This is a genomic window from Leclercia sp. Marseille-Q4284 (assembly GCF_916618945.1).
GTDB lineage: Bacteria > Pseudomonadota > Gammaproteobacteria > Enterobacterales > Enterobacteriaceae > Enterobacter > Enterobacter tamurae.
Map to the genome: position 1 here is coordinate 1,023,241 of NZ_CAKAKG010000002.1, position 16,520 is coordinate 1,039,760.

At 55.5% G+C, this 16,520-nt stretch carries 13 protein-coding genes, 4 tRNA genes and 2 rRNA genes; 15 read left to right on the forward strand and 4 right to left on the reverse strand.

The genetic code is table 11. From position 1 onward, the window contains the following. Nucleotides 1-33 precede the first annotated feature (33 nt). The 6 genes from LG383_RS19570 (at nucleotide 34) to LG383_RS19595 (ending at nucleotide 3,798) form a co-directional block, all read left to right on the forward strand. Nucleotides 34-110 (forward strand) — tRNA-Ile (locus tag LG383_RS19570). A 37-nt stretch (nucleotides 111-147) separates the two neighbouring features. Next, nucleotides 148-223 (forward strand) — tRNA-Ala (locus tag LG383_RS19575). Nucleotides 224-420: 197 nt separating this feature from the next. Continuing rightward, a 23S ribosomal RNA gene (locus LG383_RS19580) occupies nucleotides 421-3,327 on the forward strand. Nucleotides 3,328-3,424: 97 nt separating this feature from the next. Continuing rightward, nucleotides 3,425-3,540 (forward strand): 5S ribosomal RNA (gene rrf / locus LG383_RS19585). Between the two features lie 55 nt (nucleotides 3,541-3,595). After that, nucleotides 3,596-3,672, forward strand: a tRNA-Asp gene (locus LG383_RS19590). Nucleotides 3,673-3,722: 50 nt separating this feature from the next. Beyond that, nucleotides 3,723-3,798 (forward strand) — tRNA-Trp (locus LG383_RS19595). Nucleotides 3,799-3,898: 100 nt separating this feature from the next. Here the strand turns inward: LG383_RS19595 and hdfR are convergent. Then, nucleotides 3,899-4,720, reverse strand: coding sequence for an HTH-type transcriptional regulator HdfR (gene hdfR / locus LG383_RS19600; RefSeq protein WP_225759967.1), 822 nt, complete (start codon nucleotides 4,718-4,720; stop codon nucleotides 3,899-3,901). Between the two features lie 118 nt (nucleotides 4,721-4,838). On the opposite strand from hdfR, the gene LG383_RS19605 reads away from it, so the two are divergent. After that, the gene (locus tag LG383_RS19605; protein ID WP_106995960.1) at nucleotides 4,839-5,177 is read left to right on the forward strand and encodes a DUF413 domain-containing protein; all 339 of its coding nucleotides are present in this window, start codon (nucleotides 4,839-4,841) and stop codon (nucleotides 5,175-5,177) included. Nucleotides 5,178-5,202: 25 nt separating this feature from the next. Here the strand turns inward: LG383_RS19605 and LG383_RS19610 are convergent, their stop codons facing one another. Beyond that, on the reverse strand, nucleotides 5,203-6,723 hold the full coding sequence (locus LG383_RS19610; protein ID WP_225759968.1) for a YifB family Mg chelatase-like AAA ATPase: 1,521 nt from the start codon (nucleotides 6,721-6,723) through the stop codon (nucleotides 5,203-5,205). 342 nt (nucleotides 6,724-7,065) lie between these two features. Here LG383_RS19610 and ilvL point away from each other — a divergent pair, with 342 nt between their 5' ends. From ilvL to ilvA, 7 genes are all read left to right on the forward strand, one after another. After that, the gene (gene ilvL / locus LG383_RS19615) at nucleotides 7,066-7,164 is read left to right on the forward strand and encodes an ilv operon leader peptide (protein WP_001311244.1); all 99 of its coding nucleotides are present in this window, start codon (nucleotides 7,066-7,068) and stop codon (nucleotides 7,162-7,164) included. A gap of 86 nt (nucleotides 7,165-7,250) precedes the next feature. Then, complete coding sequence (gene ilvX / locus LG383_RS19620) at nucleotides 7,251-7,301, forward strand: peptide IlvX (protein ID WP_196221615.1); 51 nt, start codon at nucleotides 7,251-7,253, stop codon at nucleotides 7,299-7,301. A gap of 2 nt (nucleotides 7,302-7,303) precedes the next feature. After that, nucleotides 7,304-8,950: an acetolactate synthase 2 catalytic subunit gene (gene ilvG / locus LG383_RS19625; protein WP_106995958.1), complete on the forward strand. Its 1,647-nt coding sequence runs from the start codon at nucleotides 7,304-7,306 to the stop codon at nucleotides 8,948-8,950. After that, on the forward strand, nucleotides 8,947-9,216 hold the full coding sequence (ilvM, locus tag LG383_RS19630; protein WP_032615208.1) for an acetolactate synthase 2 small subunit: 270 nt from the start codon (nucleotides 8,947-8,949) through the stop codon (nucleotides 9,214-9,216). The genes ilvG and ilvM overlap by 4 nt, the downstream gene beginning before the upstream one ends. 16 nt (nucleotides 9,217-9,232) lie before the next feature. Further along, nucleotides 9,233-10,162: a branched-chain-amino-acid transaminase gene (gene ilvE / locus LG383_RS19635; RefSeq protein WP_106995957.1), complete on the forward strand. Its 930-nt coding sequence runs from the start codon at nucleotides 9,233-9,235 to the stop codon at nucleotides 10,160-10,162. 60 nt (nucleotides 10,163-10,222) lie between these two features. Continuing rightward, nucleotides 10,223-12,073 carry a dihydroxy-acid dehydratase gene (gene ilvD, locus LG383_RS19640; protein WP_166184765.1) on the forward strand — a complete coding sequence of 617 codons (1,851 nt, stop codon included), beginning with the start codon at nucleotides 10,223-10,225 and terminating at the stop codon, nucleotides 12,071-12,073. A gap of 2 nt (nucleotides 12,074-12,075) precedes the next feature. After that, nucleotides 12,076-13,620 (forward strand): threonine ammonia-lyase, biosynthetic, encoded by a 1,545-nt coding sequence (gene ilvA / locus LG383_RS19645; protein WP_156265197.1) that lies wholly within the window; start codon nucleotides 12,076-12,078, stop codon nucleotides 13,618-13,620. Here ilvA and ilvY read toward each other — a convergent pair. After that, nucleotides 13,617-14,507, reverse strand: coding sequence for an HTH-type transcriptional activator IlvY (ilvY, locus tag LG383_RS19650; protein WP_106995955.1), 891 nt, complete (start codon nucleotides 14,505-14,507; stop codon nucleotides 13,617-13,619). The two genes, ilvA and ilvY, sit on opposite strands and share 4 nt — an antisense overlap. 152 nt (nucleotides 14,508-14,659) lie before the next feature. On the opposite strand from ilvY, the gene ilvC reads away from it, so the two are divergent. After that, nucleotides 14,660-16,135, forward strand: coding sequence for a ketol-acid reductoisomerase (ilvC, locus tag LG383_RS19655; protein ID WP_106995954.1), 1,476 nt, complete (start codon nucleotides 14,660-14,662; stop codon nucleotides 16,133-16,135). 88 nt (nucleotides 16,136-16,223) lie between these two features. Here ilvC and ppiC read toward each other — a convergent pair whose 3' ends face one another. Beyond that, nucleotides 16,224-16,505, reverse strand: coding sequence for a peptidylprolyl isomerase PpiC (gene ppiC / locus LG383_RS19660; RefSeq protein ID WP_032615193.1), 282 nt, complete (start codon nucleotides 16,503-16,505; stop codon nucleotides 16,224-16,226). Nucleotides 16,506-16,520: the final 15 nt, after the last annotated feature.

Consider the following 16,520-nt stretch of genomic DNA (forward strand, 5'->3'; position numbering starts at 1 on the left):
GTCTGATGAAAAGTAAGCAGTAAAAATCTCTGCAGGCTTGTAGCTCAGGTGGTTAGAGCGCACCCCTGATAAGGGTGAGGTCGGTGGTTCAAGTCCACTCAGGCCTACCAAATTTGCCACGCAAATTTGAAGAGATTTAACTACGATGGGGCTATAGCTCAGCTGGGAGAGCGCCTGCCTTGCACGCAGGAGGTCTGCGGTTCGATCCCGCATAGCTCCACCATCCTTTACTGCGACAACACAAAAACTTCAGAGTGTACCTGCGAAGGTGCGCTGCGAAGTTTTGCTCTTTAAAAATCTGGATCAAGCTGAAAATTGAAACGACACACTGTGTCTGCTCTCCGTAATAAGAGCAGATGAGCGGTGTGTTCGAGTCTCTCAAATTTTCGCAATCAGAAGTGAAACAGCTTCGGGTTGTGAGGTTAAGCGACTAAGCGTACACGGTGGATGCCTAGGCAGTCAGAGGCGATGAAGGACGTGCTAATCTGCGATAAGCGTCGGTAAGGTGATATGAACCGTTATAACCGACGATTTCCGAATGGGGAAACCCAGTGCAATCCGTTGCACTATCGTTAAGTGAATACATAGCTTAACGAAGCGAACCAGGGGAACTGAAACATCTAAGTACCCTGAGGAAAAGAAATCAACCGAGATTCCCCCAGTAGCGGCGAGCGAACGGGGAGCAGCCCAGAGTCTGAATCAGCATGTGTGTCAGTGGAAGCGTCTGGAAAGTCGCAGGGTACAGGGTGATACTCCCGTACACGAAGATACACCTGCTGTGAACTCGAAGAGTAGGGCGGGACACGTGGTATCCTGTCTGAATATGGGGGGACCATCCTCCAAGGCTAAATACTCCTGACTGACCGATAGTGAACCAGTACCGTGAGGGAAAGGCGAAAAGAACCCCGGCGAGGGGAGTGAAAAAGAACCTGAAACCGTGTACGTACAAGCAGTGGGAGCACCTTCGTGGTGTGACTGCGTACCTTTTGTATAATGGGTCAGCGACTTATATTCTGTAGCAAGGTTAACCGTATAGGGGAGCCGAAGGGAAACCGAGTCTTAACTGGGCGTTAAGTTGCAGGGTATAGACCCGAAACCCGGTGATCTAGCCATGGGCAGGTTGAAGGTTGGGTAACACTAACTGGAGGACCGAACCGACTAATGTTGAAAAATTAGCGGATGACTTGTGGCTGGGGGTGAAAGGCCAATCAAACCGGGAGATAGCTGGTTCTCCCCGAAAGCTATTTAGGTAGCGCCTCGTGAACTCATCTCCGGGGGTAGAGCACTGTTTCGGCTAGGGGGCCATCCCGGCTTACCAACCCGATGCAAACTGCGAATACCGGAGAATGTTATCACGGGAGACACACGGCGGGTGCTAACGTCCGTCGTGAAGAGGGAAACAACCCAGACCGCCAGCTAAGGTCCCAAAGTCATGGTTAAGTGGGAAACGATGTGGGAAGGCACAGACAGCCAGGATGTTGGCTTAGAAGCAGCCATCATTTAAAGAAAGCGTAATAGCTCACTGGTCGAGTCGGCCTGCGCGGAAGATGTAACGGGGCTAAACCATGCACCGAAGCTGCGGCAGCGACGCTTATGCGTTGTTGGGTAGGGGAGCGTTCTGTAAGCCGTCGAAGGTGGACTGTGAGGTCTGCTGGAGGTATCAGAAGTGCGAATGCTGACATAAGTAACGATAAAGCGGGTGAAAAACCCGCTCGCCGGAAGACCAAGGGTTCCTGTCCAACGTTAATCGGGGCAGGGTGAGTCGACCCCTAAGGCGAGGCCGAAAGGCGTAGTCGATGGGAAACAGGTTAATATTCCTGTACTCGGTGTTACTGCGAAGGGGGGACGGAGAAGGCTATGTTGGCCGGGCGACGGTTGTCCCGGTTTAAGCATGTAGGCGGAGGTTCCAGGTAAATCCGGAACCTTACTAACGCTGAGGTGTGATGACGAGGCACTACGGTGCTGAAGCAACAAATGCCCTGCTTCCAGGAAAAGCCTCTAAGCATCAGGTAACATCAAATCGTACCCCAAACCGACACAGGTGGTCAGGTAGAGAATACCAAGGCGCTTGAGAGAACTCGGGTGAAGGAACTAGGCAAAATGGTGCCGTAACTTCGGGAGAAGGCACGCTGATGGTAAGTGAAGCGACTTGCTCGTGGAGCTGAAATCAGTCGAAGATACCAGCTGGCTGCAACTGTTTATTAAAAACACAGCACTGTGCAAACACGAAAGTGGACGTATACGGTGTGACGCCTGCCCGGTGCCGGAAGGTTAATTGATGGGGTTAGCGGCAACGCGAAGCTCTTGATCGAAGCCCCGGTAAACGGCGGCCGTAACTATAACGGTCCTAAGGTAGCGAAATTCCTTGTCGGGTAAGTTCCGACCTGCACGAATGGCGTAATGATGGCCAGGCTGTCTCCACCCGAGACTCAGTGAAATTGAAATCGCTGTGAAGATGCAGTGTACCCGCGGCAAGACGGAAAGACCCCGTGAACCTTTACTATAGCTTGACACTGAACACTGGTCCTTGATGTGTAGGATAGGTGGGAGGCTTTGAAGCGTGGACGCCAGTCTGCGTGGAGCCAACCTTGAAATACCACCCTTTAATGGCTGGTGTTCTAACGTGGACCCGTAATCCGGGTTGCGGACAGTGTCTGGTGGGTAGTTTGACTGGGGCGGTCTCCTCCTAAAGAGTAACGGAGGAGCACGAAGGTTAGCTAATCCTGGTCGGACATCAGGAGGTTAGTGCAATGGCATAAGCTAGCTTGACTGCGAGAGTGACGGCTCGAGCAGGTGCGAAAGCAGGTCATAGTGATCCGGTGGTTCTGTATGGAAGGGCCATCGCTCAACGGATAAAAGGTACTCCGGGGATAACAGGCTGATACCGCCCAAGAGTTCATATCGACGGCGGTGTTTGGCACCTCGATGTCGGCTCATCACATCCTGGGGCTGAAGTAGGTCCCAAGGGTACGGCTGTTCGCCGTTTAAAGTGGTACGCGAGCTGGGTTTAGAACGTCGTGAGACAGTTCGGTCCCTATCTGCCGTGGGCGCTGGAGAATTGAGGGGGGCTGCTCCTAGTACGAGAGGACCGGAGTGGACGCATCACTGGTGTTCGGGTTGTCATGCCAATGGCACTGCCCGGTAGCTAAATGCGGAAAAGATAAGTGCTGAAAGCATCTAAGCACGAAACTTGCCCCGAGATGAGTTCTCCCTGACTCCTTGAGAGTCCTGAAGGAACGTTGAAGACGACGACGTTGATAGGTCGGGTGTGTAAGCGCAGCGATGCGTTGAGCTAACCGATACTAATGAACCGTGAGGCTTAACCTTACAACGCCGAAGCTGTTTCGGCGGATTTGAGAAGACGATTTTCAGCTGATTACAGATTACTCATCACGCCTGAGGGCGGGGTGAACAACAGAATTTGCCTGGCGGCTGTAGCGCGGTGGTCCCACCTGACCCCATGCCGAACTCAGAAGTGAAACGCCGTAGCGCCGATGGTAGTGTGGGGTCTCCCCATGCGAGAGTAGGGAACTGCCAGGCATCAAATTACGTAGTGAACCGGGACGTTAATCCGGTGGTTACAGAAGTATTCGGTGGAGCGGTAGTTCAGTCGGTTAGAATACCTGCCTGTCACGCAGGGGGTCGCGGGTTCGAGTCCCGTCCGTTCCGCCACCTATTAAAACTAAGCCTGCTAATGTAGCAGGCTTAGTAGTAAGAAATTTAGGGGCGTAGCTCAGTTGGTAGAGCACCGGTCTCCAAAACCGGGTGTCGCGAGTTCGAGTCTCTCCGCCCCTGCCATATAAAGAATCCTTTGCTTCGGCAAAGGATTTTTTTTGTCTGTAAGAAAGCAAAACCTGCCTCTTTCACGTCTTTCCGTTGCGTCCTTGCAACGTATCCTTTAATCCATCACATTGATTTTAAGCAGATCTTTGATTTGGCCTTGCTTATCGCTGTTTTGCAACCAGATGGCATACAGTGGCCTCTGAAGGGTGGCAGAATCTGTCACCGTATGTAATCCCGGTTTATTACTGGCCCAGCGTTGCGGCAACCAGGTGCAACCTTTTAACGATGCGAGCTGCTGGCAGGCTATCTCAGCGGAACTGGTGGTCAGGATCGGAACATCGTCAATGGCAATCAAACCGGCCTCATGCGGCTGGAAATCGGGGCCCCACTCGAGTCGCAGATAGTTCAGGTCGCTTTTCATGGCCGAAGGTTCAGCAGCATAAAGCGCCAGGGTGAACTGTCCGAGGATCTGGCTGCTAAATTCATCCATTTTCGGCGCTTCGGTGGTGATCAGCAGATCCAGCTGTCGTTCATGCAACTGCTTCACCAGCGACTGTCGCTGCGCAATGCGGGCCTCAAACTGCAACTGTCCGTGAGAGCGATATAATCGGCTAAGCCAGGGGCTTAGCATGCACTCCCATAAAGAGGCGCTGGCACCGATAGAAAACTCATTATGCTTTGAGGTATGGGCAACCTCTTTACGGGCGGCCTGCCAGGTATTCATCAGGGTTTCTGCATAAGGCAGAAGTTTTTCACCCGCAGGCGTTAAGCGAATGTTATTGCGATGACGGGTAAAAAGATTCACCCCAAGCTGATTTTCAAGCTGACGAATACGAAAGCTTACCGCCGACTGAGTCAGATAAAGCGCTTCTGCGGCGCGCCCAAAGTGGCGAGTTCTGCTCACTTCGAGGAAAGTTTTTAGCAATTCCGTATCCACGGTTTTCTCCGCAAAATAATTTGTCGTTATGATTTAAATGTTTTGTTGGACGCTCTGTCAAGCGTAACTAATACTCCGCGCCATAAATAGCTCGGCCAAAGATATAGGAGCGTGTAGGATGGCGGAAAGCTTTACGACGACTAATCGTTTTTTCGACAATAAAAATTATCCACGCGGATTTTCTCGCCATGGTGATTTCACCATCAAAGAGGCACAACTGCTTGAGCGCCACGGTTATGCTTTCAATGAACTGGATTTGGGAAAACGTGAACCCACCACTGATGACGAAAAATCGTTTGTTGCCGTCTGCCGTGGCGAGCGTGAGCCGGTAACGGAAGCGGAGCGCGTATGGATCAAGTATATGGGGCGTATCAAGCGTCCAAAGCGGTTCCATACTCTGTCTGGTGGTAAACCACAGATGGAAGGTGCAGAAGACTACACCGAATCAGACGATTAAGAAGAAGGGGCTCCGGCCCCTTTTTTTATGCCAGCATTTTTTGCAGATGCAGCAGTAGACGATCGATAGCGCGATAGCTCAAGGCCTCCTGCAGGTGTCTACGTTCAATCTTTTCACTCTCCTCCAGATCGGCAATCGTACGGGCCACCTTCAGCAGCCGCTGCCAGGCACGTACCGACAGGCCGAACCGGGTAAGGGTCTCTTCCAGCCACTTGGCATCTTCTGTCGTGAGTGGGCAAAACCTGCGGATCTCCGCATTATCCAGATGGGCATTGAGTTTATTTTGCCGCACCAGCTGCCGCTCCTGCGCGGCGATCACTCTGTTTCGCACGGTGATGCTGGATTCTCCCATAGTGTGCGTCTGGCTTAGTAACCCTGGCGGCGGTAGCGGGATCTCAAGGGATAAGTCGAAGCGGTCGAGAAACGGTCCCGACAGACGCCCCAGATAGCGAAGCGTCTGTTCGGGTGAACAGCGATTATGATTGCCCTGATAGTGCCCCGTTGGGCTGGGATTCATGGCGGCGATAAGCTGGAAGCGAGCCGGATAACTGATCTTTGCGCGGGTACGGGAGATATTGATCTGCCCGGATTCAATAGGCTCGCGTAAAGCATCCAGCACGCGTCGTTCAAACTCGGGTAACTCGTCCAGAAAGAGAATGCCATTGTGCGCCAGCGAAATCTCTCCCGGCGCAGGGATAGCACCCCCGCCCACCATGGCCACGAGCGAGGCGCTGTGATGAGGTGCGCGAAAGGGACGCTGACGCCACTGCTTATACATCGATGTGGCGTTGACCAGACTTACGATTGCCGCACTCTCCAGCGCCTCATGGTTACTGAGTGGCGGCAGCAGGCCATTTAGTCGGCTCGCGAGCATGGTTTTGCCGGTGCCTGGTGGGCCAATCAGCAGTAGATTGTGCGCGCCGGCCGCGGTGATTTCCAGCGCCCGTTTACCCTGCTCCTGACCGATGATATCGCTGATATCACGATCGTCATTGCCTGGCACAAAAGGCTCTCCAGCGGGTGCAGTCAGCTCGTGATGGCCCTCCAGAAAGGCGCATACTTCCTGCAAGTGCTCTGCCACCAGACAGCCTTTTTGTTCGATAAGGCTGACTTCGGCAGCGTTATCGTTGGCGACAATAATCTCTCTGCCAGCCTGTATGGCCGCCAGGGCGCCAGATATCGCGCCGGGAACCCCTCTTAATGCGCCTGTGAGCGCCAGCTCACCCACGAACTCGTATGCGCTTAGCCTGGAAGAGGAGAGCTGCTCAGAGGCAGCGAGAAGCGCAATGGCGATAGGTAAATCATATCTTCCGCCTTCCTTAGGTAAATCGGCCGGTGCCAGATTGATGGTGATCTTTTTGGCCGGAAAGGTATAACCGCTATTAATGATTGCGCTGCGTACCCGATCTCTGGCCTCTTTGACGGTGGTTTCCGGCAGGCCGACCAGCGTTAAGCCCGGGAGGCCATTACTGAGGTGAACTTCTACGGAAATGAGCGGCGCTTTAACGCCTAACGCAGCGCGGGTATAAACAACCGACAGTGACATAACGAGCCTCCTTGTAGCGCCACTATGTCACTTTGTGGTCCCCGTATTTATCGCTAAATCGCGTTTTTACGCAGCCTGTTCCGCAATATTTCCCCGAAATTGTAACCTTTTCATTGTCATGGAAGCCTGCTCGCAAAGCGCAATACGTTTTCCTTATCGGCCTTTGTTGAGTAACAAAAAATGAAAATAATTCATTTTCTATTTTTCTCATAAAAAACAATGATTTTTATCTAAACTATTAGCGTCATAAGAAAGTGAATTATAAAAAAAAGTTGTGCTCGGTTCGATATCTGTGATAACTCTTTAGGTATTCCTTCGAACAAGATGCAAAAAGAACAGAAAATGACAGCCCTTCTACGAGTGATTAGCCTGGTCGTGATTAGCGTGGTGGTGATTATTATCCCACCGTGCGGGGCTGCACTTGGACGAGGAAAGGCTTAGTAATCAAGCCTTAACGAACTAAGACCCCCGCACCGAAAGGTCCGGGGGTTTTTTTATGACCTTAAAACATAAACGAGGAGCAGACGATGAGTAGTAGCACAAAATTCTGTTTCTCACGATTTACGACGGGGAAGTAACTATGAATGGCGCACAGTGGGTAGTACATGCGTTGCGAGCGCAGGGAGTCGATACCATCTTCGGTTACCCGGGTGGCGCAATTATGCCGATTTACGATGCGTTGTATGACGGCGGCGTGGAACACCTGTTGTGCCGACACGAGCAGGGTGCGGCGATGGCGGCCATTGGTTATGCCCGTGCAACCGGGAAAACAGGCGTCTGCATGGCGACCTCTGGCCCAGGCGCTACCAACCTGATCACCGGCCTGGCTGACGCGCTGCTTGATTCCGTTCCGGTTGTGGCGATCACCGGCCAGGTTGCTTCTCCTTTGATCGGTACCGACGCTTTCCAGGAAGTGGACGTTCTCGGTTTGTCACTGGCTTGTACGAAACACAGCTTCCTCGTGCAATCCCTGGAAGAGCTGCCGCGCGTGATGGCGGAAGCCTTTGAGGTGGCAAACTCAGGCCGTCCTGGTCCGGTTCTGGTTGATATCCCGAAAGATATCCAGGTTGCCCTTGGCGAGCTGGAGCCGCACTTCTCCACCGTTGAGAATGAGGATGCGTTCCCGTTTGCCGAAGTCAGCGAGGCCAGCCAGATGTTAGCCCACGCGCAAAAGCCGATCCTGTATGTGGGCGGCGGCGTGGGGATGGCGCAGGCGGTGCCGGCCCTGCGCGAATTTATCGCCACCACCCGGATGCCAGCGGCCTGCACCTTAAAAGGGCTGGGTGCGGTGGAGGCTGACTACCCGTACTATCTCGGCATGCTGGGGATGCACGGCACCAAAGCCGCCAACCTCGCCGTGCAGGAGTGTGACCTGCTGATCGCCGTGGGCGCGCGTTTTGATGACCGCGTAACCGGCAAGCTGAATACCTTCGCACCGAATGCCAAAGTCATTCATATGGATATCGACCCGGCAGAGATGAATAAGCTTCGTCAGGCGCACGTGGCCCTGCAAGGTGACCTCAACGCGCTGTTGCCTGCGTTACAGCAGCCTTTGGCGATCGACGCGTGGCGTCAGCATGCGGCAGAGATGCGCCGCGAGCACGCCTGGCGCTACGACCATCCTGGTGAAGCGATCTATGCCCCGTTGCTGCTCAAGCAACTGTCGGATCGCAAACCGGCCGACAGTGTGGTGACCACCGACGTGGGCCAGCATCAGATGTGGTCCGCCCAGCACATGACCTACACGCGGCCGGAAAACTTCATCACCTCCAGCGGTTTAGGCACTATGGGCTTCGGCTTGCCAGCTGCCGTAGGTGCCCAGGTGGCGCGCCCGGAGGATACGGTGATCTGTGTCTCCGGTGATGGCTCCTTCATGATGAATGTTCAGGAACTGGGCACCATCAAGCGTAAGCAGCTGCCGGTGAAAATCGTGCTGCTGGATAACCAACGTTTAGGCATGGTGCGCCAGTGGCAGCAGCTCTTTTTCCAGGAGCGTTACAGCGAAACCACCCTGACCGATAACCCTGATTTCCTCGTTCTGGCCAGTGCCTTTGGCATCCCTGGCCAGCACATCACCCGTAAAGACCAGGTTGAAGCGGCACTTGATGAAATGCTGTCAAGCAAGGGGCCTTACCTGCTTCATGTCTCAATCGACGAGCTTGAGAATGTCTGGCCGTTGGTGCCGCCCGGCGCCAGTAACTCACAAATGCTGGAGAAATTATCATGATGCAACATCAGGTCGCCGTGCAGGCTCGCTTCAACCCGGAAACATTAGAACGTGTGTTGCGCGTGGTGCGCCATCGTGGGTTCCAGATATGTTCCATGAACATGGAAACCGCCACCGACGCGCAGAACATAAATATCGAATTGACCGTTGCCAGCCAGCGCCCCGTCGAATTACTGTTTAGCCAGTTGAGCAAACTGGTCGACGTCGCACGGGTCGATATCCAGCAGCGTGCCGCTACATCGCAAACACAACAAATTCGCGCCTGAGCGCAAAGGAAGAAAAATGACGACGAAGAAAGCTGATTTCATTTGGTCCAATGGTGAGATGATTCGCTGGGAGGACGCTACAGTCCACGTGATGTCCCACGCGCTTCACTACGGTACGTCTGTTTTTGAAGGCATCCGTTGCTACGACTCACACAAAGGTCCGGTGGTGTTCCGCCATCGCGAACACATGCAGCGTCTGCGTGATTCAGCCAAAATTTATCGTTTCCCGGTTTCCCAGAGCGTCGACGAGCTGATGGAAGCTTGCCGCGCCGTCCTGCGCAAAAACAACCTGACCAGCGCCTATATCCGTCCTCTGGTATTCGTGGGCGATGTGGGGATGGGCGTTAACCCGCCAGCAGGTTACACCACCGATGTGATCATCGCCGCGTTCCCGTGGGGAGCCTACCTCGGCGCAGAAGCGCTGGAGCAGGGGATCGACGCGATGGTTTCCTCCTGGAACCGTGTGGCACCAAACACTATCCCGACCGCAGCCAAAGCGGGCGGTAACTACCTCTCCTCCCTGCTGGTTGGTAGCGAAGCACGTCGCCATGGCTATCAGGAAGGTATCGCCCTGGATGTGAACGGCTATATCTCTGAAGGTGCAGGTGAGAACCTGTTTGAAGTGAAAGATGGCATTCTGTTCACCCCGCCATTCACCTCTTCAGCCCTGCCGGGCATCACCCGTGACGCCATCATCAAGCTGGCGCAGGATCTGGGTATCGAAGTGCGCGAGCAGGTTCTGTCCCGCGAATCGCTGTACCTGGCTGATGAAATCTTCATGTCCGGTACCGCTGCAGAGATCACCCCGGTACGCAGCGTTGACGGCATCCAGGTAGGCGAAGGTCGCCGTGGTCCGGTCACCAAACGTATCCAGGACGCCTTCTTTGGCCTCTTTACCGGTGAAACCGAAGATAAATGGGGTTGGTTGGATCAGGTTAATCAATAAGCATAAATATGGGACGGCACGCACCGTCCCATTTACCAGATAGACGGGAGTAAATAACGCATGCCTAAGTACCGTTCCGCCACCACCACTCACGGCCGCAACATGGCCGGCGCCCGCGCACTGTGGCGCGCCACCGGGATGACCGACGCCGATTTCGGCAAACCGATTATCGCCGTGGTCAACTCGTTCACCCAGTTCGTTCCGGGTCACGTTCATCTTCGCGATCTCGGTAAGCTGGTTGCCGAGCAGATTGAAGCCTCCGGCGGCGTGGCGAAAGAGTTCAACACCATCGCCGTGGATGACGGGATCGCGATGGGGCACGGGGGCATGCTTTATTCACTGCCGTCGCGCGAACTGATCGCCGATTCGGTGGAGTACATGGTTAATGCCCACTGTGCCGATGCGATGGTCTGCATCTCCAACTGCGACAAAATCACCCCGGGGATGCTGATGGCCTCCCTGCGCCTGAACATTCCGGTGATCTTCGTCTCCGGTGGCCCAATGGAAGCGGGTAAAACCAAGCTGTCCGATAAAATCATCAAGCTCGACCTGGTCGACGCGATGATTCAGGGTGCCGACCCGAAAGTCTCCGACGAGCAGAGCGATCAGGTTGAGCGTTCGGCCTGTCCGACCTGCGGCTCCTGTTCCGGTATGTTCACTGCCAACTCGATGAACTGTCTGACCGAAGCGCTGGGCCTGTCTCAGCCGGGTAACGGCTCGCTGCTGGCGACCCACGCCGATCGTAAAGAGCTGTTCCTCAACGCCGGTAAACGCATCGTTGAACTGACCAAACGTTACTACGAGCAGGACGATGCCAGCGCACTGCCGCGCAATATCGCCAGCAAAGCGGCGTTTGAAAACGCTATGACCCTGGATATCGCCATGGGCGGTTCGACCAACACCGTTCTGCACCTACTCGCCGCGGCTCAGGAAGCGGAAATTGATTTCACCATGACCGACATCGACCAGCTGTCCCGCAAGGTACCGCAGCTGTGTAAGGTTGCGCCAAGCACCCCTAAATATCACATGGAAGATGTTCACCGTGCCGGTGGCGTGCTGGGGATTCTGGGCGAGCTGGATCGCGCCGGGCTGTTGAACCGTGAGGTGAAAAACATTCTCGGCCTGACGTTGCCACAAACACTGGATCAGTACGACGTGATGCTGACCAAAGACGACGCGGTAAAAAGCATGTTCCGCGCCGGCCCGGCCGGTATTCGTACCACCCAGGCGTTCTCGCAGAACTGTCGCTGGGACACCCTGGATGACGATCGCGCCGAAGGCTGCATTCGCTCGCTGGAAAATGCCTACAGCAAAGATGGCGGCCTGGCGGTTCTGTACGGCAACTTCGCGGAAAACGGCTGTATCGTTAAAACCGCAGGCGTGGATGACAGCATCCTCAAATTCACCGGCCCGGCAAAAGTCTATGAAAGCCAGGATGATGCGGTAGAAGCGATCCTCGGCGGCAAAGTCGTGGCTGGCGATGTTGTCGTCATCCGCTATGAAGGACCAAAAGGCGGGCCGGGAATGCAGGAGATGCTCTACCCGACCACCTTCCTCAAATCCATGGGCCTCGGTAAAGCCTGTGCGCTGATCACCGACGGTCGTTTCTCCGGCGGTACTTCCGGTCTCTCCATCGGACACGTTTCGCCGGAAGCAGCCAGCGGCGGCAACATTGCGATTATCGAAGATGGCGACCTGATCGAAATCGACATTCCGAATCGCGGTATTCAACTGCAGCTGAGCCCGCAGGAAATCGCTGCCCGCCGTGAAGCACAGGATGCGCGTGGCGATAAAGCCTGGACGCCGAAAGATCGTCAGCGTGAAGTCTCCTTCGCCCTGCGTGCCTACGCCACCCTTGCTACCAGTGCGGATAAAGGCGCGGTACGCGATAAATCCAAGCTTGGGGGCTAATGATGGCCGAATCCCAACCCTTATCGTCTGCCCCTGAGGGGGCGGAATATCTCCGGGCAGTGCTGCGTGCGCCGGTCTATGAAGCGGTGCAGGTCACGCCGCTGCAGAAAATGGACAAGCTGTCGTCGCGACTGGATAACGTCATTCTGGTGAAGCGCGAAGACCGCCAGCCAGTGCACAGCTTCAAGCTGCGCGGTGCCTACGCGATGATGGCCGGGCTGACCGACGAGCAAAAAGCGCGTGGCGTGATCACCGCTTCGGCGGGCAACCATGCCCAGGGCGTGGCGTTCTCTGCCGCGCGACTGGGGCTGAAAGCCCTGATCGTCATGCCTGTGGCAACCGCAGATATTAAAGTCGATGCGGTGCGGGGATTTGGCGGCGAAGTGCTACTCCACGGTGCCAATTTTGACGAGGCGAAGGCCAAAGCCATCGATCTGGCGCAGCAGCAGGGCTTCACCTGGGTGCCGCCGTTTGATCACCCGATGGTGATTGCCGGCCAGGGCACCCTTGCGCTGGAGCTGTTGCAGCAGGATGCCCATCTCGACCGCGTATTCGTACCGGTTGGCGGCGGCGGGTTAGCTGCGGGCGTTGCGGTGCTGATCAAACAGCTGATGCCGCAGATCAAAGTCATCGCCGTTGAAGCCGAGGATTCTGCCTGCCTGAAGGCGGCGCTGGATGCGGGTCATCCGGTGGACTTACCACGCGTCGGGCTGTTTGCCGAAGGCGTGGCGGTGAAACGCATCGGGGATGAAACCTTCCGCGTCTGCCAGGAGTATCTCGACGACATCATCACCGTCGACAGCGATGCGATCTGCGCGGCGATGAAGGATCTGTTCGAGGATGTGCGTGCAGTGGCAGAACCGTCCGGCGCGCTGGCGCTGGCGGGGATGAAAAAATACATCGCTCAGCACAACATCCGCGGCGAGCGTCTGGCCCACGTGCTCTCCGGGGCTAACGTCAACTTCCACGGTCTGCGCTACGTTTCCGAACGTTGCGAGCTGGGAGAACAGCGTGAAGCGCTGCTGGCAGTGACCATTCCGGAAGAGAAGGGTAGTTTCCTTAAGTTCTGCCAGCTGTTGGGCGGTCGCTCGGTGACGGAGTTCAACTACCGGTTTGCCGATGCCAAAGACGCCTGCATTTTTGTCGGGGTGCGTCTGAGCCGTGGCCTGGAAGAGCGTAAAGAGATCCTCAACCTGCTGCACCAGGGTGGCTACAGCGTGGTGGATCTCTCCGATGATGAAATGGCGAAGCTGCACGTTCGCTATATGGTCGGGGGGCGTCCGTCGAAGCCGTTACAGGAGCGTCTGTTCAGCTTCGAGTTCCCGGAATCGCCAGGTGCATTGCTGAAGTTTCTGCATACGCTGGGCACACACTGGAACATCTCCCTGTTCCACTACCGCAGCCATGGCACCGACTACGGCCGTGTGCTGGCGGCATTCGAACTGGGCGAGCACGAACCGGATTTTGAAACGCGGCTGAACGAGCTGGGTTACGACTGTCATGACGAAACCCACAACCCGGCGTTCAGGTTCTTCCTGGCGGGTTAATGGTTCGGCAATATCTTCCAGAACGCATCAATAAGCGGCTCATGCAGCCGCTTTTTTTGTGCACATACGCCAAGCTCAAACGGCGTCTTCTCGTCGCTGCGCTCCAGAATCATCACGCGATTGCGCACTGGTTCCGGGCTGTTCTCCAGCACCACTTCCGGCAGCAGCGCCACGCCGCAGCCGAGCGCCACCATCGAGACCATCGCCTCGTGGCCGCCGACCGTGGCATAAATTGACGGATTACTGATCTTCTGGCGACGGAACCACAGCTCGATGCGGCGACGTACCGGCCCCTGATCGGCCATGATAAAGGGCACCGTGGACCAGTCGGGTTTTTCCACCGACACCTGGTTACGCACCGGGCAGGGCAGCGCCGGGGCGATCAGCACCACCGCCAGATTTTCCAGCATTGAAAATGCCACCGCCCCCGGCAGAGTTTCCGGTTTACCGGCAATCGCCAGATCCGCTTCTCCCGTCACCACCTTCTCCATCGCGTCGGCGGCATCGCCGGTGGTGAGTTTGATCTCCACCGACGGATGTTCGGCCCGGAAGCGATCGAGGATGGGCGGCAGATGGCTATAGGCGGCGGTCACCGAGCAGAAGATATGCAGTTCCCCGGAAAGCGATGGCCCCTGCTGGTCGATGGTGTGGCGCAGCTGCTGATACTGCAACAAGGTTTGCTGGGCAAACGTCCGCAACTCTTCCCCGGCTTCGGTGAGGGTGACCGTGCGGTTGTCGCGTATAAACAGCGGTTGGCCGAGGTCCTCTTCCAGGCGCTGGATCTGGCGGGAAAGCGTAGAGGGGCTGACGTGCATCGCCCGCGCGCTGCGGCCAAAATGGCGGCTTTCCGCCAGATGCAGGAACAATTTCAAATCGCGTAAATCCACCGATTCCACTCCCGGGTTTTATATTGCAGAAATTGCAACGTGACGTTGTGAATATATCAATTTCCGCAATAAATTTCCTGTTGTAATGTGGGTACATTCTCGCTGAAAAGCGAACCGAACAATAAGACGCACAACATCACGAGGTATCACCCATGGCTAACTACTTTAATACACTGAACTTGCGCCAGCAGCTGGCGCAGCTGGGCAAATGCCGCTTTATGGCGCGCGACGAATTTGCTGATGGCGCGAGCTACCTTCAGGGTAAAAAAGTGGTCATCGTCGGCTGTGGCGCACAGGGTCTGAACCAGGGCCTGAACATGCGTGACTCCGGTCTGGATATCTCTTATGCCCTGCGTAAAGAAGCGATTGCTGAGAAGCGTGCTTCCTGGCGCAAAGCGACCGAAAACGGCTTCAAAGTCGGTACCTACGAAGAGCTGGTTCCGCAGGCGGATCTGGTGGTTAACCTGACCCCGGATAAACAGCACTCTGACGTTGTGCGTTCCGTACAGCCACTGATGAAAGACGGCGCGGCGCTGGGTTACTCCCACGGCTTCAACATCGTTGAAGTGGGCGAGCAGATCCGTAAAGACATCACCGTGGTAATGGTGGCGCCGAAGTGCCCGGGTACCGAAGTGCGTGAAGAGTACAAACGTGGTTTCGGCGTGCCGACGCTGATCGCGGTTCACCCGGAAAACGATCCGAAAGGCGAAGGCATGGCGATTGCCAAAGCATGGGCAGCGGCCACTGGCGGCCACCGTGCGGGCGTGCTGGAATCTTCCTTCGTTGCGGAAGTGAAATCTGACCTGATGGGTGAGCAGACTATCCTGTGCGGTATGCTGCAGGCCGGTTCCCTGCTGTGCTTCGACAAGCTGGTGGAAGAAGGCACCGACCCGGCATACGCTGAGAAACTGATTCAGTTCGGCTGGGAAACCATCACCGAAGCGCTGAAGCAGGGCGGTATCACCCTGATGATGGACCGTCTGTCTAACCCGGCGAAACTGCGTGCCTTTGCGCTGTCCGAGCAGCTGAAAACCATCATGGCTCCGCTGTTCCAGAAACACATGGACGACATCATCTCCGGTGAGTTCTCTTCCGGCATGATGGCTGACTGGGCGAATGACGACAAAAACCTGCTGACCTGGCGTGAAGAGACCGGTAAAACCGCGTTCGAAACCGCAGCGCAGTTCGATGGCAAAATCAGCGAGCAGGAGTACTTCGATAAAGGCGTTCTGATGATTGCGATGGTGAAAGCGGGCGTTGAGCTGGCCTTCGAAACCATGGTGGATTCCGGCATCATCGAAGAGTCTGCGTACTATGAATCACTGCACGAGCTGCCGCTGATCGCGAACACCATCGCCCGTAAGCGTCTGTACGAAATGAACGTGGTGATCTCTGATACCGCTGAGTACGGTAACTACCTGTTCTCTTACGCTTGCGTACCGCTGCTGAAAGAGTTCATGACCACTCTGCAGACCGGCGATCTGGGTAAAGCGATCAACGAAGGCGCGGTAGATAATGCCCAGCTGCGTGACGTGAACGAAGCGATTCGCAGCCACGAGATCGAGAAAGTAGGCCAGAAGCTGCGTGGCTATATGACCGATATGAAACGTATTGCCGTAGCGGGTTAAGTAAATTGTCGGGTGGCGGCTACGCCTTACCCGACCTACAAAGTGCAAAAGTAGGCCCGGTAAGCGTTAGCGCCACCGGGCTTTTTTATTAGTTGCGGTACAGCACCTTAATGATGTGGTAACCGAACTGGGTGTGCAGTGGGCCAGTTGGCTCCAGCACCGGGCAGGAGAACACCACTTTATCGAACGCCGGAACCATCTGGCCTTGGCGGAATTCACCCAGGTGACCGCCTTTTTTACCTGATGGGCAGGTGGAGTGCTTTTTCGCCAGCTTCTCGAAGTCGCCGCCGTTCTTGATCTGCTCCAGAAGCTCCAGAGCCAGTTTCTCTTCTTTTACCAGGATGTGCATTGCTGCCGCTGTTTTCGCCATGATCGTGCCTTGAAG

What these genes read in the sequence shown, in the direction of transcription:
- LG383_RS19605 (WP_106995960.1), top strand. Translation starts at nt 4,839, where the DNA reads ATGGCGGAAAGCTTTACGACGACTAATCGTTTTTTCGACAATAAAAAT.
- LG383_RS19610 (WP_225759968.1), bottom strand. Translation starts at nt 6,723, where the DNA reads ATGTCACTGTCGGTTGTTTATACCCGCGCTGCGTTAGGCGTTAAAGCG.
- ilvL (WP_001311244.1), top strand. Translation starts at nt 7,066, where the DNA reads ATGACAGCCCTTCTACGAGTGATTAGCCTGGTCGTGATTAGCGTGGTG.
- ilvG (WP_106995958.1), top strand. Translation starts at nt 7,304, where the DNA reads ATGAATGGCGCACAGTGGGTAGTACATGCGTTGCGAGCGCAGGGAGTC.
- ilvM (WP_032615208.1), top strand. Translation starts at nt 8,947, where the DNA reads ATGATGCAACATCAGGTCGCCGTGCAGGCTCGCTTCAACCCGGAAACA.
- ilvE (WP_106995957.1), top strand. Translation starts at nt 9,233, where the DNA reads ATGACGACGAAGAAAGCTGATTTCATTTGGTCCAATGGTGAGATGATT.
- ilvD (WP_166184765.1), top strand. Translation starts at nt 10,223, where the DNA reads ATGCCTAAGTACCGTTCCGCCACCACCACTCACGGCCGCAACATGGCC.
- ilvA (WP_156265197.1), top strand. Translation starts at nt 12,076, where the DNA reads ATGGCCGAATCCCAACCCTTATCGTCTGCCCCTGAGGGGGCGGAATAT.
- ilvC (WP_106995954.1), top strand. Translation starts at nt 14,660, where the DNA reads ATGGCTAACTACTTTAATACACTGAACTTGCGCCAGCAGCTGGCGCAG.
- ppiC (WP_032615193.1), bottom strand. Translation starts at nt 16,505, where the DNA reads ATGGCGAAAACAGCGGCAGCAATGCACATCCTGGTAAAAGAAGAGAAA.